General features: G+C 61.6%; 22 protein-coding genes. 11 read left to right on the top strand and 11 right to left on the bottom strand.

Features of this window, described 5'->3' with window-relative positions; genetic code table 11:
• Positions 1–37: 37 nt before the first annotated feature.
• Both KI611_RS21855 and KI611_RS21850 read right to left on the bottom strand, forming a co-directional pair.
• Positions 38–700, bottom strand: a complete 663-nt coding sequence (locus tag KI611_RS21855; protein ID WP_226417759.1) for an RluA family pseudouridine synthase — start codon at positions 698–700, stop codon at positions 38–40.
• Entirely contained in the window at positions 688–924 is a 237-nt protein-coding gene (locus KI611_RS21850) for a hypothetical protein (RefSeq protein ID WP_226417758.1), read from the bottom strand. The genes KI611_RS21855 and KI611_RS21850 overlap by 13 nt, the downstream gene beginning before the upstream one ends.
• Positions 925–1,136: 212 nt before the next feature.
• Here KI611_RS21850 and recA point away from each other — a divergent pair, with 212 nt between their 5' ends.
• From recA to hprK, 7 genes are read left to right on the top strand one after another with little or no spacing between them, the layout of a single operon-like run.
• On the top strand, positions 1,137–2,165 hold the full coding sequence (recA, locus tag KI611_RS21845; RefSeq protein WP_226417757.1) for a recombinase RecA: 1,029 nt from the start codon (positions 1,137–1,139) through the stop codon (positions 2,163–2,165).
• Positions 2,158–2,589 carry a recombination regulator RecX gene (recX, locus tag KI611_RS21840; RefSeq protein WP_226417756.1) on the top strand — a complete coding sequence of 144 codons (432 nt, stop codon included), beginning with the start codon at positions 2,158–2,160 and terminating at the stop codon, positions 2,587–2,589. Before recA ends, recX begins: the two co-directional genes overlap by 8 nt.
• Positions 2,586–3,320, top strand: coding sequence for an LPS export ABC transporter ATP-binding protein (lptB, locus tag KI611_RS21835; RefSeq protein WP_226417755.1), 735 nt, complete (start codon positions 2,586–2,588; stop codon positions 3,318–3,320). The genes recX and lptB overlap by 4 nt, the downstream gene beginning before the upstream one ends.
• Before the next feature lie 27 nt (positions 3,321–3,347).
• The gene (locus KI611_RS21830; RefSeq protein ID WP_226417754.1) at positions 3,348–4,817 is read left to right on the top strand and encodes an RNA polymerase factor sigma-54; all 1,470 of its coding nucleotides are present in this window, start codon (positions 3,348–3,350) and stop codon (positions 4,815–4,817) included.
• 14 nt (positions 4,818–4,831) lie between these two features.
• Positions 4,832–5,155 carry a ribosome hibernation-promoting factor, HPF/YfiA family gene (hpf, locus tag KI611_RS21825; RefSeq protein ID WP_226417753.1) on the top strand — a complete coding sequence of 108 codons (324 nt, stop codon included), beginning with the start codon at positions 4,832–4,834 and terminating at the stop codon, positions 5,153–5,155.
• Between the two features lie 54 nt (positions 5,156–5,209).
• Entirely contained in the window at positions 5,210–5,656 is a 447-nt protein-coding gene (gene ptsN, locus KI611_RS21820) for a PTS IIA-like nitrogen regulatory protein PtsN (protein ID WP_226417752.1), read from the top strand.
• Between the two features lie 9 nt (positions 5,657–5,665).
• Positions 5,666–6,601, top strand: coding sequence for an HPr(Ser) kinase/phosphatase (gene hprK, locus KI611_RS21815; RefSeq protein ID WP_226417751.1), 936 nt, complete (start codon positions 5,666–5,668; stop codon positions 6,599–6,601).
• 112 nt (positions 6,602–6,713) lie between these two features.
• On the opposite strand, the gene KI611_RS21810 is transcribed toward hprK, so the two are convergent.
• The 3 genes from KI611_RS21810 to KI611_RS21800 all read right to left on the bottom strand — a co-directional run bounded on the left by KI611_RS21810 (position 6,714) and on the right by KI611_RS21800 (position 9,909).
• Positions 6,714–7,616 (bottom strand): adenylate/guanylate cyclase domain-containing protein, encoded by a 903-nt coding sequence (locus tag KI611_RS21810; protein ID WP_226417750.1) that lies wholly within the window; start codon positions 7,614–7,616, stop codon positions 6,714–6,716.
• A 64-nt stretch (positions 7,617–7,680) separates the two neighbouring features.
• Complete coding sequence (ttcA, locus tag KI611_RS21805) at positions 7,681–8,544, bottom strand: tRNA 2-thiocytidine(32) synthetase TtcA (protein WP_226417749.1); 864 nt, start codon at positions 8,542–8,544, stop codon at positions 7,681–7,683.
• A 222-nt stretch (positions 8,545–8,766) separates the two neighbouring features.
• Positions 8,767–9,909: an FIST signal transduction protein gene (locus KI611_RS21800; protein ID WP_226417748.1), complete on the bottom strand. Its 1,143-nt coding sequence runs from the start codon at positions 9,907–9,909 to the stop codon at positions 8,767–8,769.
• A 96-nt stretch (positions 9,910–10,005) separates the two neighbouring features.
• Here KI611_RS21800 and KI611_RS21795 point away from each other — a divergent pair, with 96 nt between their 5' ends.
• Complete coding sequence (locus KI611_RS21795; RefSeq protein WP_226417747.1) at positions 10,006–11,166, top strand: class I SAM-dependent methyltransferase; 1,161 nt, start codon at positions 10,006–10,008, stop codon at positions 11,164–11,166.
• A 1-nt stretch (position 11,167) separates the two neighbouring features.
• Here KI611_RS21795 and KI611_RS21790 read toward each other — a convergent pair whose 3' ends face one another.
• Positions 11,168–12,127 carry a hypothetical protein gene (locus KI611_RS21790; RefSeq protein ID WP_226417746.1) on the bottom strand — a complete coding sequence of 320 codons (960 nt, stop codon included), beginning with the start codon at positions 12,125–12,127 and terminating at the stop codon, positions 11,168–11,170.
• A gap of 63 nt (positions 12,128–12,190) precedes the next feature.
• Here KI611_RS21790 and KI611_RS21785 point away from each other — a divergent pair, with 63 nt between their 5' ends.
• Entirely contained in the window at positions 12,191–12,382 is a 192-nt protein-coding gene (locus tag KI611_RS21785) for a YjfB family protein (protein WP_226417745.1), read from the top strand.
• On the opposite strand, the gene KI611_RS21780 is transcribed toward KI611_RS21785, so the two are convergent.
• Positions 12,372–13,178, bottom strand: a complete 807-nt coding sequence (locus KI611_RS21780) for an alpha/beta hydrolase (RefSeq protein WP_226417744.1) — start codon at positions 13,176–13,178, stop codon at positions 12,372–12,374. The two genes, KI611_RS21785 and KI611_RS21780, sit on opposite strands and share 11 nt — an antisense overlap.
• A gap of 58 nt (positions 13,179–13,236) precedes the next feature.
• On the opposite strand from KI611_RS21780, the gene KI611_RS21775 reads away from it, so the two are divergent.
• Positions 13,237–13,434, top strand: a complete 198-nt coding sequence (locus tag KI611_RS21775; protein ID WP_226417743.1) for a DUF2905 domain-containing protein — start codon at positions 13,237–13,239, stop codon at positions 13,432–13,434.
• Here the strand turns inward: KI611_RS21775 and KI611_RS21770 are convergent.
• From KI611_RS21770 to KI611_RS21755, 4 genes are all read right to left on the bottom strand, one after another.
• A complete protein-coding gene (locus KI611_RS21770; protein ID WP_226417742.1) occupies positions 13,414–14,637 on the bottom strand; it encodes a multifunctional CCA addition/repair protein in 1,224 nt (407 codons plus the stop codon). The genes KI611_RS21775 and KI611_RS21770 overlap by 21 nt on opposite strands.
• A 15-nt stretch (positions 14,638–14,652) precedes the next feature.
• Positions 14,653–15,615: a complex I NDUFA9 subunit family protein gene (locus KI611_RS21765; RefSeq protein WP_226417741.1), complete on the bottom strand. Its 963-nt coding sequence runs from the start codon at positions 15,613–15,615 to the stop codon at positions 14,653–14,655.
• Between the two features lie 76 nt (positions 15,616–15,691).
• A complete protein-coding gene (locus KI611_RS21760) occupies positions 15,692–17,764 on the bottom strand; it encodes a DUF1631 family protein (RefSeq protein ID WP_226417740.1) in 2,073 nt (690 codons plus the stop codon).
• A gap of 12 nt (positions 17,765–17,776) precedes the next feature.
• Positions 17,777–19,708: a lytic transglycosylase domain-containing protein gene (locus tag KI611_RS21755; RefSeq protein WP_226417739.1), complete on the bottom strand. Its 1,932-nt coding sequence runs from the start codon at positions 19,706–19,708 to the stop codon at positions 17,777–17,779.
• A gap of 14 nt (positions 19,709–19,722) precedes the next feature.
• Here KI611_RS21755 and KI611_RS21750 point away from each other — a divergent pair, with 14 nt between their 5' ends.
• The gene (locus KI611_RS21750; RefSeq protein ID WP_226417738.1) at positions 19,723–20,304 is read left to right on the top strand and encodes a 5-formyltetrahydrofolate cyclo-ligase; all 582 of its coding nucleotides are present in this window, start codon (positions 19,723–19,725) and stop codon (positions 20,302–20,304) included.
• Positions 20,305–20,312 lie beyond the last annotated feature (8 nt).

Here is a 20,312-nt window from a genome sequence, read left to right as displayed (position 1 = left end):
GGGATTGAAAACGCAGGAATTATAAGGTTTTCAGACCCTAGAACGGCGGGCGGCGGTGAAAACGCATCGGCACTGCGGTCAACGGGTGGATAAAGGCCAGATCCATGGCGTGCAGCAGCAGGCGCTCCGCTGCCGCGGTGGCCGAGCCGCCATACAGGTCATCGCCGAGAATCGGGTGGCCGAGCGCTGCCATATGGACGCGTAGCTGGTGCGTGCGGCCGGTGATCGGCTCCAGTTCTACGCGCGTGGTTCCGGCTTGTGGATCCTGGCTCTGCCGGCGAAATTTCGTCTGTGAACTTTTGCCCTGGTCGAAATCCACTATTTGCCGGGGGCGATTTGGCCAGTCGCAGATCAGCGGCAGGTCGATCTCGCCGGTTTCCTCGGCGAGCAGGCCGGCAACCACGGCAATGTAGCGCTTGTCGACCTGGCGTTCGCGAAACAGCCGGGAAAGCTGGCTCTGCATCAGTTCGCCGCGCGCCAGCAAGAGCAGGCCGGAAGTCGACATGTCCAGCCGATGGACGATCAGCGCGTCGGGGTATTCCCTTTGCACCCGGAGTGCCAGGCAATCCTGCTTGTCGGCGCCGCGCCCGGGAACGGAAAGCAGGCCGGCCGGCTTGTCCACGACGATCAGGCTGGCGTCGGCGAAAACGATCTGCAAGCCGGTGTCGGGCGGCGGGCTATAGATGCTCAGCGTAGCCATGATTCAAGCCGGACGCTGCACTGGGCGTCGCGAAAAGCCTGCGGTTCGCGGAGCCAGGCCTTGCCGGGCGAGGTCTGCGCGCAGACCCGCGCCTCGCTGACGCTACTGGCCCACCAGTACCACGGGGCCGGTCGGGCCTGGGCCATGGTCGAGAGCGCGGCAATGAAAATGAATAGCAGCAGCTTGGTACGCATGTCGGGGAGAGAGAAGAATCTTCTTGCCAAGTGATTGCAGTATCGATACTGTATTTATAACCAGTATTCTGGTGGCCCGTTTTCAGGGTGAGCGAAATATACCCCGTGTCACCGCAATTTCCCGGAAAATCGATGTTGCCATTGGCATATTGGATTTCGGGTGCTGTTTCTGACTGTCACGCAATTTCTATTCCATCTTTGGCCCCTGTGCCATAATCCGCTCAAATTTTCGAGGTACCACCATGGACGACAACAAGGCAAAGGCGCTCAGCGCAGCGCTGCAACAGATTGAAAAGCAGTTCGGCAAAGGCTCCATCATGAAGATGGGCGATGCCGAGATCGATGAAGGCATCCAGGTGGTATCCACCGGTTCGCTCGGCTTGGATATCGCGTTGGGCGTCGGCGGTCTGCCGCGCGGCCGGGTGGTCGAAATCTACGGTCCGGAATCCTCGGGCAAGACCACGCTCTGTCTGCAGGTCATTGCCGAAATGCAGAAACTGGGCGGCGTCGCTGCCTTCATCGACGCCGAACACGCGCTCGATCCGCAATACGCCCAGAAGCTCGGCGTCAATGTCGGTGACCTGTTGATCTCGCAGCCGGATACCGGCGAGCAGGCTCTCGAAATCTCCGACATGCTGGTGCGTTCCGGTTCGGTCGACATCATCGTCATCGACTCGGTCGCCGCCCTCACCCCGCGCGCTGAAATCGAAGGCGAAATGGGCGACCAGATGGTCGGCCTGCACGCCCGCCTGATGAGCCAGGCGCTGCGCAAGCTAACCGCCAACATCAAGAAGACCAACACGCTGGTCATCTTCATCAACCAGATCCGGATGAAGATCGGCGTCATGTTCGGCTCGCCGGAAACGACGACCGGCGGCAATGCGCTGAAGTTCTACGCGTCCGTTCGCCTCGACATCCGCCGTATCGGCTCGATCAAGAAGGGTGACGAGGTGATCGGCAGCGAAACCAAGGTCAAGGTCGTCAAGAACAAGGTGTCGCCACCCTTCCGCGAAGCCATTTTTGACATCCTGTACGGCGAAGGCATTTCCCGCCATGGCGAAATCGTCGAACTCGGGGTAGCCCACAAACTGGTCGAGAAATCCGGCGCCTGGTATTCCTACAAGGGCGAAAAAATCGGCCAGGGCAAGGACAATTCCCGCGAATTCCTCAAGGCACATCCGGAAATCGCCCAGGAAATCGAGGCCGGTATCCGCGAAGCTGCCAGCACCAACGTCATCAAGCCGGTCAAAGCGGCCAAGACTGATGCCTGATCTGCGCGTGCGCGCCCTGCAACTGCTGACCCGGCGCGATCATAGCCGGGCAGAGTTGAAGGCCAAGCTCGCCAGCGAAGCTGGATCGGCGGAAGAGCTCGACGGCGTACTCGATACGCTGCAAGAGCAGCAGTTGCTGTGCGATCAGCGCTACGCCAGCCAGCGCGTCGTATCGCGCGCCAGGCGGTACGGCGACGCCCGCTTGAAACAGGAATTGCGCCAACGCGGGGTCAACGATGACGACATCGCGGCCGCCCTGCCCGAAGCCGGGGACGAGACCGAACGTTGCCGCGTGGTCTGGTCGAGGAAATTCGGCCAGTTGCCGCAATCGGCCGCAGAACGCGGCAAACAGATGCGGTTTTTGCAATATCGCGGCTTTTCCGGCGATGCCATTCGCCGGGTCATGCGCGGAGCGGACGAATGACCAACCCAGCTGCCAGACTCTCGGCCCACAACCTCAAGAAACGCTACAAGGCGCGGACTGTCGTCGAGGATGTTTCCTTCGAGGTCAAATCCGGTGAAGTCGTCGGTCTGCTCGGCCCGAACGGCGCCGGCAAGACGACCTGCTTCTACATGATTGTCGGATTGGTGCCGGCCGATGGCGGCGAGGTCTATATCGACGACACCAAGCTGACGCATCTGGCGATGCACAGCCGGGCTCGCCAGGGGCTTTCCTATTTGCCGCAGGAGGCTTCGGTTTTCCGCAAGCTCAATGTCGAGGAAAACATCCGGGCGATTCTCGAACTGCTCGATCTGCCGGAAAGTGAACTGAACGATCGTCTCGAAGGCCTGCTCAGCGAATTGCACATCGGCCATGTCCGTCATGTGAATGCCTCGGCGCTGTCCGGCGGCGAGCGCCGACGGGTGGAAATCGCCCGGGCGCTGGCTACCAACCCCCGCTTCATCCTGCTCGACGAGCCGTTTGCCGGGGTCGACCCGATCGCCGTGCTGGAAATCCAGAAAATCATCCGCTTCCTCAAAGAGCGCGGTATCGGCGTGCTGATTACCGATCACAACGTTCGCGAGACGCTTGGCATTTGCGACCACGCCTACATTATTAACGCCGGACGTGTCCTGGCTGCTGGACGGCCAGAGGAAATCGTTGATAATGAAAGCGTACGCAAAGTGTACCTCGGCGAGCACTTCAGGCTCTGACCGACCCGCAGCACGCGACCCCAACCGATGAAGCCGGCACTCCAACTCAAACTCTCGCAGCACCTGGCCCTGACGCCGCAGTTGCAGCAGTCGATCAAGCTGCTGCAGTTGTCGACTATCGAAATGCAGCAGGAACTCGAGCGCTATCTGCTTGAGAATCCGATGCTTGAGCGTGACGATGATCAAGGCAGCGAGTCCTTCGTCGGCGCCCAGCAATTCGACGCCCCGCAAACCAGTGAAGGTGAGCGCGAGCAGCGCGTCGAACGCGAGGAGCGGGATGCCCGCGAGGAGCGTGAAAAGGACGTTCCGGCCGCGCCTTCCGATGTCGACGATGATCGTTGGGCGTCCGATGCCGGCACGTTTACCGGGGCCGGCCGCGATGATGACGATGACAGCGATGCCCAGGACATTCATGGCGGGACCATCAGCCTGCGTGATCATTTGGGCTGGCAACTGGGCATGACCCAGCTCTCCGAGCGCGACCGCGGCCTGGTCCGTTTCCTGATCGAGGCGCTCGACGACGATGGTTACCTCTCCTCGCCGCTGCAGGAACTGCTGGAAACGCTGCCGGCGGAATACGAAATCGAGCTCGACGACCTCGAAATCGCGCTGAACTATATTCAGAGCTTCGACCCGACCGGTATCGGCGCCCGTAGCCCGCAGGAATGTCTCGCTTTGCAGCTGAAGGTCCTGCCGCCCAGCGCCGAGCGGACCCTGGCGCTGACCATCGTCGAAAAGCATCTCGAATTGCTGGCCGCCCGCGATTTTGCCAAGATTCGCCGGTCCACCGGCTGCGACGACGAGGCCCTGAAAGCGGCGCACGCTTTGATTACCAGCCTGAATCCGAGGCCGGGAGCGGATTTTGCCCAGGTCGAGGCGCGCTATATCACGCCGGATGTGATCGTCAAAAAGCTCAAGGGCAAATGGACGGCTTATATCAATCCGGACGCCTATCCGCGTTTGCGCATCAACCGTCTGTATGCCGAAATTCTTGCCCGGCAGCGCCGCGGTAACGGCAATCTGACCGGACAATTGCAGGAGGCGCGCTGGCTGATCAAGAACGTCCAGCAGCGTTTCGAGACCATTCACCGCGTCACCCAGGCGATTGTCGATCGTCAGCGACAGTTCTTCGAGCATGGCGAAGTTGCTATGCGTCCGCTGGTGTTGCGCGAAATTGCCGATATACTCGGGTTGCACGAGTCGACGGTATCCCGCGTTACCAGCCAGAAATACATGGCAACGCCACGCGGCATTTTTGAATTGAAATACTTCTTCGGTAGCCATGTTGCTACCGATACTGGCGGAGCCTGTTCCGCCACCGCCATTCGCGCACTGATCAAGCAGTTGGTCGGAGCCGAGGATGGCAAGAAGCCCTTGTCGGATAGTCAATTATCCGAAATACTAGGCCAGCAGGGAATCGTTGTAGCAAGACGTACGGTTGCAAAATACCGTGAGTCGCTCAGCATCCCGCCGGTCAATTTACGCAAGACCCTGTAGAGAGAGGAGAAAAAATGAATCTGCAGATCGCTGGTCAACACATCGAGGTTACCCCTGCGTTGCGCGAGTACGTGGAAAACAAGCTGGATCCCGTGGTTCGCCATTTTGACAAGGTTACTGGTGTGAGCGTTGTCCTGTCTGTCGAGAAACTCAAGCAGAAGGCAGAAGTCACGGTCCACGTGCCGGGTAAGGATATGCATGTCGAGGAGTCCGGTGACGATCTCTACGCTGCCATTGATGCAATGTTCGACAAGTTGGATCGTCAGATCCTGAAGTACAAGCAGAAGGTGCAGGATCACCATCGCGGTGACAAGCCTGCGCTTCACGCCGCTGAATAAGCGCCGATCGGCCGCAGCCCCGTTGCTGCGGCCTTTGTTTCTTCCCCTTCCCCTATGAACCCCTTAAGCAATATTCTGTCTGCCTCGCAGGTGCTACTCGACCTCGAAGCCAGCAGCAAGAAACGGGTATTCGAACAAGCTGGCCTGCTCTTTGAGGCGCATCTCGGGCTTGCCCGATCGGTCATTTTCGACAGCCTGTTCGCCCGTGAAAAATTAGGCTCGACCGGTCTGGGCCAAGGCATTGCCATTCCTCATGGCCGGATCAAGGGTCTGAAACAGGCAGCCGGTGCATTCCTGCGGCTAGCCACCCCGGTGCCCTTCGATTCACCCGACGGTCGTCCGGTCAATCTGCTCTTTGTGTTGCTGGTGCCGGAACAGGCCACCGAGCAGCATCTCCAGGTTCTTTCGGAACTCGCTCAACGCTTTTCTGACCGCGCCTTCCGCGACGCCTTGCTGGTGGCGCCCGATCCGGCGACTGTCGTTGCCCTCTTTCAAGGCTGATCAGCGGCCGTGCACCACATCAGTCTGGTTCAGCTTTACGAGGATAATCGCGAAAAGCTGCTATTAAGCTGGATGATTGGCCACCAGGCCGATACTCGTATCGAGATCAAGCTGTCGAACAACTATGGGGCCGATGTTGTTGGTCATATCAACATCATTCATCCCGAACGCCTGCAAGTCATGGGCCAGGCGGAATACGAATGGGCCATCCGGATCGGTGAGCGCCGGTTCGGTCAGATGTTCAACGATCTGCTCGGCGCCGGCCCACCGGCGGTTATTGTCGCCGATGGCCTGGTGCCGCCCGACCTGCTGGTCGAGACCTGCAGGCAGACCAATACGCCGCTGATTCTCTCGCCGAAGCCCTGCTCGGCCGTCATCGACCTGCTCCGCATCTACCTTTCGGCCCGTCTGGCGGATACCCTCAATCTGCATGGGGTGTTCATGGACGTGCTAGGTATGGGAGTCCTGATTACCGGTGACTCCGGCGTCGGCAAGTCGGAGCTGGCGCTCGAGCTGATTTCCCGTGGCCACGGTTTGGTCGCTGACGACGTTGTGGAAATGGCCCGCATTGCGCCCACCACCATCGAAGGCCGCTGTCCGGGCATGCTGCGCGATTTTCTTGAGGTGCGCGGCCTCGGATTGCTCAATATCCGAACGATCTTCGGCGAAACGGCTTCGCGCCGCAAAATGAAACTGAAGCTGATCGTCCATCTGCAGAAAACGCTGGCGGCTGGCGATGCGCCGCGTTTGCCCCTCGATGCCCAGACGCAGGAGGTCCTCGGCGTGCCGGTGCGCAAGGTGGTGATTCCGGTAGCAGCCGGGCGTAACCTCGCCGTATTGCTGGAGGCGGCGGTGCGCAACACCATCTTGCAGTTCCGCGGCATCGACAGCATGCAGGATTTCATCGATCGACAGCAGCGGATGATGCTCGACGACGAAGGCTGAGTCGTCGATTGTTGTTGGCTGGCCGTAAAGGATCGTCGGATAGATGCTCGGGGCCGAGTGGACCGGTATTCCAGCGTTTTATCGTCGCAACTATCCTGCGGCGGCGGTTTTCTTACAGATGTTCGAAATCGGCGCCGTCGGCGCTCGGATCGTTGCCGGAGGTGCCGAAACAGATCCTGCCGCTGCCTTCCAGCAACAGTTCGTGACGCCGCACCATCCGTTCCTGCTGGCTGGCGAGGCTGACGAAACAACCGTTTGTGCTGGTATCGACCAGATAGAAGCCATCGCCCCGTTTTTCAATGCGGGCGTGCTGACGCGAAGCCTTGCGGTCTTCGATGATCAGTTTGTTGCCGAGATCGCGGCCGAGGCTGAGGACCGGTGTCTTGCTGTCGAGCAAAAAGGCCTTGCCGTGATAACGGACGCACAGGCGGTCGGCGACCGGGGGAATTGATGACGGACCAAAGGATGACGGAACGTCGTTGCTGGTCGCTTCATGCGCGATCCAGTGAATCTGGAACAACTCCAGCACCGCACCGTTTTCGGGCAGGCTGCCCAGTTCGGGCATGGGCCGGACGCTAATCACTCCATGCTGGGGTAGCGCGGCGACCAGCGCGGAGCTGCCAAGAATCTGGTCGCGCCGGGCGATGCCGGCGATACGGGCGGCATTGTTGACCACTTCGCCGGTCGGCTTGCCGCCATCATCATTGACCTGGCCGGCATGCAGGCCAATACGGATGGTCAGTTTGAGGCCGGAGACCGGCGGCAAATCGGCGATCCGCTGTTGCATGTCGATCGCTGCCTGGCAGCCGTCTTCGGCCGAATCGAAGGTGGCCAGCAGTTCGTCACCGACGGTCTGGATGGTGCGCCCGCGATAGCCGTCGATCGAACGCTTCATGCGCTTCAGGCAACGTTCGACGGCATGCATCGCCTCGGTGTCGCCAAGCCGTTCAAATAGCCCGGCGCTTCCGGAAACATCGGCAAACATCACGATCAATTTCTGTTGCGGGGAGCTCATCGAGGGCGGCGGATTCGTCAAGTGTTGTGCTCGCGATTATATGATGAATTGAGCATTTTTCGCATTATGCCGACAGGCTTAACGGAATCATTCCGGTCATCGCGATTTCCGGTTCGTCAAAGGCAATATCACCCTCCTCCACCGGTGTGTCGAGGGTCAGCCCGCGAAAATCGAAGAGTGCGTTGTCGGCCAGGTGCGATGGAACGATGTTTTGCATGGCGGTAAAAACGGCTTCGGTACGGCCGGGAAAGCGTTTGTCCCAGCCCTGCATCATTTCCTTGATTTTCTGCCGTTGCAGATTCTCTTGCGAGCCGCAGAGGTTGCAGGGAATGATCGGGAATTCCATGCCACGGGCAAATCTGGCGATTTCATTCTCGGGGCAATAGGCGAGCGGCCGGATAACGACGTGCGCCTTGTCATCGGTGACCAGCTTGGGCGGCATGGCTTTCAGCTTGCCGCCAAACAGCATGTTGAGGAACAGGGTATGCACCATGTCGTCGCGATGGTGGCCGAGGGCAATCTTGTTGGCGCCCAGTTCCTTGGCGGTCCGGTAGATGATGCCGCGACGCAGTCGCGAGCACAGCGAGCAGGTCGTCTTGCCTTCAGGGATCTTGTCCTTGACCACCGAATAGGTATCGGCCTCGACAATCCGGTATTCGACGCCGATCGATTCGAAATAGCCTGGCAGTACGTCGGCCGGGAAGCCCGGTTGCTTCTGGTCGAGGTTCATCGCGATCAAGCGGAATTTGACCGGCGCGCGTTGCTGCAGAGCCATCAACATGGCCAGCAGGGTGTAGGAGTCCTTGCCGCCGGAGCAGCAGACGAGAACCGTGTCGCCGTTCTCGATCATGTTGTAGTCGCCGATGGCCTTGCCGGTGCGGCCCTCAAGGAATTTGCGGAGTTTTTGCAGGGTATTCGAGCTTGTCATGGGAGCAGGCAGTGCTGTAGGGGCGGGACGAACGCCTGAAGGAAGGCGGCGGCCGATCGCGAAAGGGCGAGTTTACCTTGAGATGTTGGCGGCAACGAGCTTTAGATGCGGCGAAATGACGGGTATTTCACGTTCGAATAAATCGCTTGCGACAGGTTCCCTCGCCATGCCCGAGAACCGGCTGTGCAGCATCACCGGGCGGGCCTTCCGTCGGCGGGTTGGTCAGTCTTCGCCGAGATAGGTGATGGTCATGGTCTGGTTGTGCAGCTTGCATGAGGCGCCGGGCGCGAAGGGACTGATCTCGCCGTAGGAATAGAAGCCGGTGAGGACCGCCCTGTTGCCGAAAACCGCGCCCACGGCCTCGACCTCTTCGTCTACCCGGTTTCCCATTACCAGTTTTCGGCCGACGCAACTGACCAGAATGGCGACCCCCGGGTTTGCCATCTCGAGCATCGTGGCGGCGGCTTCGGCTGCCTGTTCGGCGCCGTTGACCAGTTTGTCGGTGCTGGCATGCATCAGCTTCAGGTAGCCATCGGCATCGATTTCACCAGCCAGGGTCAGGCTACCCGTCGTTTCGTCAATGCCGAGGATGGTGCGAATCAGGCCCGTGGCATTGTGGTCTTCGCCGAGCATGGCAAACGGGAAAAGCAGGCCGGAGGCCGGCAGTCCCCGGGCATGTTCGCCGAGATAACGCTTGTAGATGTCGAGCGCCGGCTCACCATCCAGTTCGTAGAGGATATTGCCGGCGCACCGGGTCACCTTGCGGGCCGGACCGAAAGCTTCCCAGCCGCCAAATGAGCCGTGGGCGAAGCGCAATTGCTCGCCGCTCAGTCCGACGGCCACCACGTTGTCGTCGGCGACGCCTGCCTTGCCGAGGGTGAACGTCCGTTTGAAGGCGGCAGCATCGCCGGCCAGACCGCCGGTGATCGGAATCTCGGGACCGATGATGCTGGTGATGCCATTGACCAGCGCACTGCCGTTGATCTTCACGCCGGGCCCGAAGACCAGCACCGCCTTGAGGCCGGCTGTGGCGATTTCGCGTCCGAGCTGCTGACCGGCAGCAAAGGAATCCTCCATGCCGGCCAGGCGGGTGGCCCCCTGGGTCAGCCGGATATGCTCGAAATGCAGGGCGGTGATCGTGCAACTGCCGTCAGCGACGCCTTCCGGGTTGATTTCGCCGGCGGTCGAACAACCGAGCAGAAGAGCCCGCGGAAAGCTGTTGCGCAGCGCTTCGCTGAAACCCGCTGCGCTCAGGTGCTCGACCGAGCCAAAAACGAGCAGCAGGGCCGGATCCGTGTCGTGCAGGATGGGCAGCTTGTCAGCCAGTTCGGACGGTTGGCGAATAATTATTTGTTTGACGTGCACTTCCCGGTCTCCTCCAGAGGGACAGACGAAAAAATAGCACAGGCAACGGCTGCCGGCCGGCGTTGACCGCTAAAATCCGCGTTTTAGCGAGGCTCCATGAATAATCTGCCGATTCCCGATCCGGATGCCCTGGCCCACAGTCAGGGCTTGCGTCAGGCCATCATCCGCGAAATTGCCGCGGCCGGCGGCTGGATTCCCTTTTCGCGGTGCATGGAACTGCTGCTCTACGCGCCCGGACTCGGTTATTACTCGGCCGGATCGAGAAAATTCGGTACGGCCGGCGATTTCGTCACGGCGCCGGAAATGACCGGGTTGTTCGGGCAGGCGCTGGCCCGGCAGGTGGCTCAGGTGATGGCGCTGTCCGCCCCTGCCATCCTCGAGGTTGGGGCCGGCTCCGGGCGTCTGGCGGCCGATCTGTTGCTCGATCTGGAGCGTCGGCAGGCCCTTCCCGAGCGCTATTCCATCCTCGATCTGTCAGCCGACCTGCGCCAACGTCAGCGCGAAACCATCGCGGCGGCGGCGCCGCATCTGCTGGCCCGGGTCGATTGGCTGGATCAGTTGCCGGAACAGTTTTCCGGTGCCGTGGTGGCCAACGAATTGCTCGATGCGATGCCGGCCGATGTCGTTGCCTGGCGCGACAACGGGATTTTTGCCCGGGGCGTGGCGATCGATACCGAAGAATGTTTCACGTGGAGCGAACGTCCAGCCAGCGGGCCGCTGCTGGCGGCAGCCGAGGAAATCGGTGAGCAATGCACGCTGCCGCCCGGGTTTGAAAGTGAAATCAGCCTGTCCAACCGGGCCTGGGCAGCGGAATGGGGGCATCGCCTGCAGCGCGGCGCCTTGTTGCTGATCGACTACGGCTTTCCGCGGCGCGAGTTTTACCATCAGCAGCGCGGCCGCGGCACGCTGATGTGCCATTACCGTCACCATTCCCATCCGGATCCGTTTTATCTGCCGGGCCTGCAGGACGTCACGGTACACGTCGATTTCACGGCGATCATCGCCGCGGCACATGGCGCCGGCCTGGAACTGCTCGGCTATGCCAGCCAGGGGCAGTTCCTGCTCAATTGCGGCATTCTCGACCGCCTGGCCGAAATCCCCAACGGAACGCCGGACTACATCCGGGCCGGCGGGGCTGTGAACAAGCTGTTGATGCCGCACGAGATGGGCGAACTATTCAAGGTCATCGCCATCGGTCGCGGTATCGACGAAGGCCTGTGCGGTTTTGCCAGCGGCGATCAGAGCCGTCGCCTGTAGCCTAGTGGCGGCTGACCTGCTCGCGGAAGCGGTTGGCCTGGCCGATGACCAGGCGGCCGAACTCCTCGAGTAGCGGCATGTCGACCAGCTGTGGGCGGATGCTGTAGACCGCGCTGCCCAGCCGCTCGAGATTACGCGTTTCGAGGATCAGCAAGCCGTTGGCAAAATCCGCTCGCCAGCGGGCACTGACACTGATTTCACTGCGAATCAGGAACTCGGCGCGTTCGACATAACTGCGCTGGTTCTTGAATTCCTTGCAGTCGAAGGGCAGACCGTAGTCGAAAAGCATGGTCCGGAAGCGCTCGATGGCCGGCCCATGGCGTTCGATGACCGGCAAGCCGATGCCGTTCAGGCGATAGGTGAAGGTGACCAGTTCGACCAGGGCGCCGGCACTCTGGCTCTGTGTTCGATAATCGGCAAAACCTTCCTGCCAGCTCAACTGGTTCAGCAGATAGTGCTCGAGCAAGGGGTAATCGCGCGGGATGGCCGGTTTGACGATATTCAGCTGTTGGACAAAGTCGTGCAGATAGAAGAAAACGCGCTTCAGCGCCTGATCGATCAGCTCATTGACCAATGTCCGTTCGGCGACCGCCGAATGCAGTTCGCGCTGGCGGATTTCGGCTTGCTGGCGCAGCTGGCCGAGCAAGCTGCCGCCTTCGATCTTCAGTTCCGGCTCGCTGGCTGGCGTGACGACCGGCTTTTCCTTCGGCTGGTGCGGCGCGCTGTCCGGAACGATTTCCGGGAAGACCAGCGACGGATCGCTCATCCCCGCCCCGACGCTGGTGCTCTGCTCGCGCCGGGCCTGGCGCTCGGCGGCATCGAGGTCGAAGGCTTCGATATCGGCGAGCAAGGAGGCTTCCAGTGAGGCGATATCGTCGGCAATACCGGTCTTGCGTTCGCGCTTGGCGCGGATCGCATCGCTGATGGCGGAAGCGGTTTCAGACTTGCCCGTATTGCTCATTGCACTTGGAAAATTTATGGCTACACTGAGCTAATAATGTGACCGATCAGGAGCAAACGCAACATGGATATATCGTCAGTCGGCAGTTTGAGCAGCGCCCTGTCTTCATCTGCGACCGGTGACGCGGTCGGGATACAGGTACTCAAGAAGGCGCTGGATATTCAGGAACAAGGGGCCATGCAATTGCTGCAGGCCCTGCCACAGGTGTCCAGCAATCCGCCGAACCTGGGTAACAGCATCGACGTCAAGGCTTGATGTCGTTCAACCAGTCGCGCAGAGTGGCCGCTACCAGCGGCCACTCTTTTTCGTGGGTCACGGCGTGGCCCATGTCCCGGAAGATGTGCGCCGGCAACCCATAAGTGTGCGCCGTGGTCTGGACCAGGAAGGCCGGCACCAGCACATCGTGTTCGGCACCGAGAATAAGCATCGGCGGACGGCGCATGGCGTGCAGGTTGGGCAGGTTGAACATTGACATGTCCCACAGGGCGCGATGCGATTCGGCCTGCATTTGCGTCAGCCAGAGCGTCAGCATGGCTTCGTCCACCTCGCCGGCAAACAGGGCTTCACGGAGCGTGTTGGTGTCCGTGTAATCGCCCTCCATGATCCGGTTGATTTCCGAGAACAGGTGCGGCTTCTGGAACATCAGGTGAAATTGCGAGGCGATCAGGCCTTGTGGCGGCACCGAGCAGACCAGTGCCACGCCCGGCGTTTCGTGGTGTTCGAGAAATTTCTGGGCGAGGAAGCCGCCCATCGAGTGGCCGACCAGCACCGGTGCTTGGCCGAGCCAGTCGACGACGATCTTGACGTCATCGACATAATCGCTGACCGAGTGCCAGTCGATGTGCTCCCGGCCGTGACTGCCGCCATGGCCGCGCAGCGATAGCGCGTAGCAGGGATAGCCGGCCTTGGCCAGGAAGGGCATGAAGGTTTCGGTCCACATCCAGCCTCCGGCAAAGGCGCCATGAATGAACAGCACCGGCGGGCGGGTTGTCTTTTTGGTCGGAAGGCAGAAATGGACTTCGAGACCTTCGACGGTTTGTGTTTTTATCATGGCAACCTAATGGGGTAAGGCGTGATTAAATGCCGGTTTAAACTCGGGCACAAGGTAAATGTTCAAGTGGATATTGACGCTGGTCATCGCGATTTTCCTGCTCGGCATCATCGGCCCGCATCTCGCGCGTTTTGTCCGCTTCGGCAAGTTGCCCGGCGACATCGCTTTCCGCTTTCGCGGTCGGCCTTACGTCTTTCCGTTTGCTTCGGTCATCATCTGCTCGCTACTGATCTGGCTAATCTCGCGAATCATTTAGCGCCTGCTTGACGGCGCTGATCCGGGCGGCATGGATGCGTTCGGGGATTTTTGTCTTGTCGGCACAGTCGGCCGCGATTTTGCCGGCGGCCACGGCAGTGACCGCAGCCAGCGCCGTGAGTAGGCGCTGCGGGCTGTCGTAGGGGTGGCTTTCCCAGCCCAGGCGTCCGGTGTAATCGCAGCGGCAGGCCTCGAGCAGTTGGCGGAAGCGATCGGGACGGCGCAGCGCATCGGTCTTTTCCAGCAGTCCGACGATAGTGCTCGCTTTCAACTCGACGGCCCGATGGATGTTGCCGTGGTAGCGCGCCATCAGCAGCGCCAGATCGCGGCAGTCGTTGGGCACACGCAGGCGCTGGCACAATTGCTCAGTCAGGCGGTAGCTGCGTTCTTCATGCCCGATGTGCCGTGGCAGCACATCGGCCGGCGTCAGGGCCTTGCCGAGATCGTGGGTCAGCGCAGCGAAGCGCCCGGCCAGCGTCAGGCCGTAGCGGGCTGACTGGTCGATGACCATCATGGTGTGAATGCCGGTATCGATTTCCGGGTGATAGTCCGGCCTTTGCGGTACCCCGAATAGCGCATCGACCTCGGGCAGCAAGCGGGCTAGCGCACCACAGTCGCGCAGTACCGCGAACATCCGGGATGGACGGTCTTCCATCAGGCCCTTGGCCAGCTCCTGCCAGACGCGCTCGGCGACCAGATGATCGACCTCGCCGCTGGTAACCATGTCGCGTATCAGCGCCATGGTTTCCGGCGCCACTGAAAATTCGTTGAAGCGTGCGGCGAAGCGGGCAATGCGCAGGATGCGTACCGGGTCTTCGGCAAAAGCCGGACCGACGTGGCGCAGGATTCTCGCCTGCAGATCGCGTTGGCCGTTGTAGGGATCGATCAGCGTGCCGTCTGCCGCCCGGGCCATCGCATTGATGGTCAGGTCGCGCCGGGCGAGATCCTCTTCGAGCGTGACGTCGGGTGCGGCATGAAAAGTGAAGCCGTGGTAACCGTGACCACTCTTGCGCTCGGTGCGGGCCAGCGCATATTCCTCGTGGCTTTGCGGGTGCAGGAACACCGGGAAGTCTTTGCCGACCGGGCGAAAGCCCTGGGCCAGCATGGTTTTCGGCGTGGCGCCGACCACGACATAGTCGCGGTCGGCATTCGGCCGGCCAAGCAGTTCGTCGCGGACGGCGCCGCCGACGACGTAGATTTCCATCGGCGGCTTCCTGGCCTAGCGGCCGGCGCGGAAGCGGAAGCGCTCGAGCTTGCCTTTCGGCGTGTTGAGGGCGATGTAGCTCGGGGCAATGGCTTCCAGCGCGGTCGGTTGCCAGTTGGCCGGCGGCTTGCAACTGCCTTCGCAGACGCTGTCGACCTGCATCGAACGCAGGTTGTCCGGCGACATCAGCGGTTGCGGGGCCAGCCACATCAGGCCGGCCTGCAGATAGGCCCAGCCTTCCGACAAGGGAATGATGCGGCTGCTGCTGCCGGTCAGCTCGGCGGCGTAATCAACCAGTTCGCGCAGTGTGTAAACCTTGGGGCCGACGAGGTCGTAGGCCTGGCCGAAGGTCGAGGCATCGCCCAGGCTATCGACGAAGGCATCGGCCACATCGGCTGCCCAGACCGGCTGGAAGCGAGCCTGGCCAAAGCCGAGCGGGAAGAACGGGGCTTTTTTCAGGACCTTGGCAAACATCGTCAGGAAGGAGTCGCCGAGGCCGAAAATGACCGAAGGACGGAAGACCGTGACATCCAGGTCGGCCTTGGCGCCGAGCACGATCGCTTCGCCGTCACCCTTCGAGGCGAGGTATTCGGACGGCCCCTTGGGATCGGCCTTCAGGGCGCTCATATGGACCAGGCGGCGGACGCCGGCAGCCTTGCAGGCGGCGACGATCTTCTTCGGCAGTTCGACATGGGCTTCGGCGAAATCGCGGCTGTACGGAAACTGCACGTCGCGGCTGTGCAGTACGCCGACCAGGTTAATCACCGCATCGTGGCCGCGCATCAGTTCGGTCAGGGTCTGTTCGCAGTTGATATTGGTTTCCGGCATGTCGACGCCGGGCTGCATGATCAGCGCCTTGGTCCGTTCGCGGCGACGGGTCGGAACGGTGACTTCGATGCCGCGTTGCGACAGGCGATTGACGATATAGGTACCGACAAAACCGCTACCCCCCAGCAGCAAGACCTTTTTGATGTCCATGTGGAATCCCGGAAACTTGTTTCGTAAAACACGGATTTTAAGGCAATTTGCCGCCATTCGGGCAGGCTTGTCGCCGTCAGGGGGCAGTTGTCCGGCGCAATGCGCGGTTGGCTGCCGTATCGAACAGCGAGGCGGAACTGCTGATGCGGGCCAGCCCCTGGCGCAACTGTTTGTCGAGAATGGCCGGATGGATGGCTACGGCGAGTTTGCTGTCCGGGTTGTAGAGCAGCGCTCGCTGGCTGCTTGGGCTGATGTGGCAGAGGTGGGCAACGCCGGTTTCATCGCCGTCGAGGCGGATTTCCAGCCAGTCGCCGGGCCGGCAGGGCAAAGGGCGGCTTGGCGCCGGGCGGCTGCTGGAGAAATCAAGGGTGCGCAGCACCAGCGAACCCGACTCGATTTCGCCGGCTACCGGTTCACCGCCCATCGGGCGCGGGACGCTGGCGAGCATTGGCGGCGTTACTGGATTTTCGTCGGCAACGGAAGCTGTCCGCATGGCCCGGGTCTGCAGCGCAAAACAGTCGTCGAGGAAAGCCGCCTGGATTTCGGCGGCGGTGCCCAGGCGTTCCATGCCGGCTTTCAGTCGCTTCAGTATTTCCGGCAGGCGCCTGGCCAGCGCCTTGCGGTCATCGCCGGATTTGGGCTGGAAGGTCCAGAGCAGATCGTCGATAGCCGTCGTCTGCTGCTGCCACTGCGTGCTGTTCGGGCCATGTTCTAGCCAGACCAGTTGCAGCACCCGGCGCCAGATATTGTCGAGAAAATCGCGAATCGGGGCCGGCACGCCGCCCTCGATCCACTGCTCGATCGCCTGTGCGGACTCAATATCGGCCTGATCGCGGCGATCCAACTGGTTGAGCAGCGGGATATAGGCTTGGGCAGCACTGACGATGCCGGCATTGCGCTCGGCGATCAGCGCCTCCACCTGGGCCAAGGCGTTACTGACCGCGGCGATCTGGCCGCTGTATTGGCTGCGCAGTTGCCCGGCGATTTCGAACAGCCGGGCGCATACCGGGTGCCGGGCCGCCACGTCAATCGGCAGACCGAGTACGGCGACTCCCATCCGGTCGAGCAACAGGCGGGCCGGGTGAGCGGTGTCGGTAAACAGGCCGGGATCCTGCATGGCCAGTTTGAGCATGGTGATTTGCAGGCTGGAAATCACCGCTTTCAGGGTGTCGGGGATACTCGGGTTGGCGAATATCGCTTCGAAAATCATCGCCAGCGTATCGATGGCGATCCCTTCTGGGGCGCCGGCCTGAATCCCCAGTTCACCGGAGTTCAGGGATTTCGGTTGTCTCGCCTGGCTGGTCTCGTTGTCCGAGAACAGGCCTGGAATCAGCGCTTCGAGACTGGGAGAACTGCCGGTGCGGAGGGCGGGAGCAAAGCCGCCGCGTTGCTCCAGTTCGTTGAGGCGGAAGGTCAGGCGTTCGATGGCGGCCTGACTGAGCAACGATGCCGCCGAGCCGCTGCCTTGCGGAGCGGCCTGGGGCAGTCCGGGAAGCTGGGAGAGCAATGCCTGCTGCAGGGCGAGCAGCGCATTTGCCGAAACCCCCGGGCTATCTTGCATCGGCCGGCGGGGCGGCTCCTGGGAGGTGACGATGGTCGGCTGGGCCGTCTCGATGCCGGCCTGATCGAGAATGGTGTTGAGTTCGGCGTAGAGCGCCGGCAGGTTTTCCTGAAGCGTGGTCTCGATCCGATCGAGTTGTTGCAATTTTTTGTCGATGCCGATGGCGCCTGCGGCGACGAACATTTCGTCGAGCCCCTGGCAGATTCCTTTCGGGCCGACCGGAATGCTGGTTCTCGCCAAATCCGGGCGTTTGAGCAGCGTGACGAAACGCAACTGGATTTTCCACAGATCGCTGCCTGTCGTCTCGAACAGCTTGGCGCTCAGGTTGTCGAGGCGGATGCCCAGTTCCAGGTCATCTTCGCCAACCAGCGTGATGCGCGAAGAGGTCAACCCATGGGCTTCTTCTTTGAAGCTGCCGCGTCCCTTGCTTTCGACCATTTCATCAAAATAGGCCGCCGCGCCATGCTGGATCGAGTGGATGGCCGCGGTTGATAGCTGGCCGCCGCTGCGCAGCAGGGCGCCGAGGAGCTTCAGGTACTGCGTGCGGCAGTCGCGGATGGTTTCGTAGCGGTCAGGCAGGTGCGGCATGGCGGATGGGCATCAGGGCAGGTCGGCGTCTTTCATCGCATCGGCGGTTCGTCCGCCGACCGTGCCAAGACGGGTTTTCAGTGAATCGGGTTTGCCGTTGAACAAGGCCGAATAATAAACCGCGTTGCTCATTACTTTCTTGACGTAGTCGCGGGTTTCGCTGAATGGGATGGTTTCGGCGTAAATCGCCCCTTCCAGCGGCCGGGCGGCACGCCATTTTTTGGCCCGGCCGGGGCCGGCGTTATAGGCCGCCGAGGCGAGTACCGGATGATTGTCGAGATTTTCCATGACCAGTCGCATGTAACTGGTGCCGAGCAGGACGTTGATCTCGGTGTCGTTGACCCGGCCATGGTTGTAGTCGCGCAAGCCGATCTTCTTGGCCACCCATTTGGCGGTGGCCGGCATCAACTGCATCAGGCCGGAGGCGCCGACATTCGATTTGGCGCCGGTGATGAAGCGGCTTTCCTGGCGCATCAGGCCATATACCCAGGCATCGTCGAGCGACTGGTTCTGGGCGGCCGGGCGGACTTGTTCGCCATACGGGGCGAGGAAGCGCAGCGTGTAGTCATGCTCGGTCTTGGTCCGGTCGGCGGTATTGATGGCCCGGTCCCAGATCTGGTTGCGTTTGGCGATGTCGGCAACGGCAAGCAATTCGCGGTCTTCCATGCCGCGCAGCGACCAGTTCCATTCCTTGACCGCCTCGGTGCGCATATCGAGCCGGAAGAAAGCCAAGGCCCGGCGTATCCCCGGATTGTCGCGCGCGGCCTTCTGCTCGGCGGCCGTTGGCGGCAGGGCGCGGGGCGGCGGCATCACGGTACGGCCCAGCTCCTCGTCGGCGAGGTTGCCGTAGAAGTTGGCCTGGCCGGCGATTTTCTCGAACAGGGTGTCGGCCTCGCTGGTCCGGCCGCCGGCCTTGTGAGCGCGACCCAGCCAGTAAATCCATTCCGGCAGCGCGGCCAGCGTCGGCGGCATGGCCAGGATGGCATCGCGGACGCCGCCCCACTCCAGGGCGCGCAATGCGGCGCGAACCTTCCACTGGTGGCCCTCGTCGGACAGCGCGGTCTTGCCGGCGTTGGCGTACCAGGTGATCGCCTCCTCGCTATGGCGCTTGGCGCCCTGCAGCGCAATCTGGCTCCAGGCCCATTGCCGTTCCGGTTCGTTGAGTCGGGCCTTGATTTTTTCCAGCTGGTCGGCGGCGGCCTGCGGGTCGTTGCTGGCAATGCGCTGGATGGCGATGACGGCAAGTTCGCGGCCGGCCCGGCTGGCATACCAGTTGGCCGGCTGGCGGACGAGATAGCTCATCGCGTTGTTCAGCGCATTGTCGAGCGATTTGCTGTCGGGCGCCTCGTTGTCCGGCAGATAGGCCAGTGTGGTCTTGGCCTGGGCCGGACGATTGGCTTCGAGCTGGCGATGGACGCGCGCCCAGACGTCTTCACCGGACAGGCGCTGGCCGATGATCAGCGCATCAAAGACCGTGCGGCAGGCTTCCGGGGCTTCGAGCATGGTCAGCCAGAGCTTCTCGGCTTCATCGAAAACGCTGCGGTCGCCGCGGAAAAGGCGGGCCTGCTGGCTATAGCAGATGATATCCGGCTCGGGAGCGAGCATCTTGGCGTATTCGCGTTCCACCTCGTTCCACGTGGAACGCTTGCCCAGCCAGCGGATCCAGTCGGCGCGCAGCTTCTCGACGACGTAGCTTTTTTCGTAGCGCTCGAAAAAGCCGCGCAGGGCGGCGGAGTCGCCTTGATCCATATACATCCGCAGCCGATAATTTTCGACGTAGGGCAGCAGTTCGTGATTGCCGAGCTGGCTGGAAGCGCGTTCAAGTTTGTTGCGGTCACCGGCGCGGAAAGCATCGCGGGCGATCAGGAAATTGCTGTCCTGGCTGTCCTGCGCCAACAGCGGAAAGGCGAGGCAGAGGCCAAGAAGAAGAACGCTAAACTTCATGCTAGATTAGGCTGATGACTGAATCGGACGAGGATAGCACGGCCTGGCGACGGGCGTTGCGGCGGGATATGGTGGCGCGTCGATCGGCGCTTGGCGAGGCGGCCCATGCTGCCCTGTCGGCGCGGATCGTCGGGCATCTGCAGGCGGCTTTGCCGAGGCCGGCGATTGTCGCCTTTTGCTGGCCGGTCAAGGACGAGCCGGATGTCCGGGCCATCGTTGAGTATTGGGTGGCGGCCGGCGGGCGGGCCGTCCTGCCGGTGGTGGTGGCCGCGGCGGCGCCGCTGGCTTTTCGCGAATGGACGGCGGCGACGCCGATGCAGCCGGACCGCTACGGCATTCCGACGCCGACGGCCGGCGACTGGCTGCAGCCCGATTTGATCCTGCTGCCCTTGAACGGTTTCGATGCGGCGGGCTACCGCCTCGGTTACGGCGGCGGCTATTTCGACCGCACGCTGGCGGCGCTCTCCCCTCGCCCGCTGGCCGTTGGTGTCGGCTTTGAAATCAACCGCCTGGCCAGCATCCGGCCGGAAAGCCATGATCAACGATTGGACTGGATCGTTACCGAAACCGGCGCCTTCCGGCCGCTGACTGCCTGAGCGCCGTT

The sequence above is a fragment of the Dechloromonas denitrificans genome, assembly GCF_020510685.1.
GTDB lineage: Bacteria > Pseudomonadota > Gammaproteobacteria > Burkholderiales > Rhodocyclaceae > Azonexus > Azonexus denitrificans_A.
The sequence above is the reverse complement of the archived record's forward strand: the minus strand, read 5'-3'. Positions and strand labels throughout refer to the sequence as shown.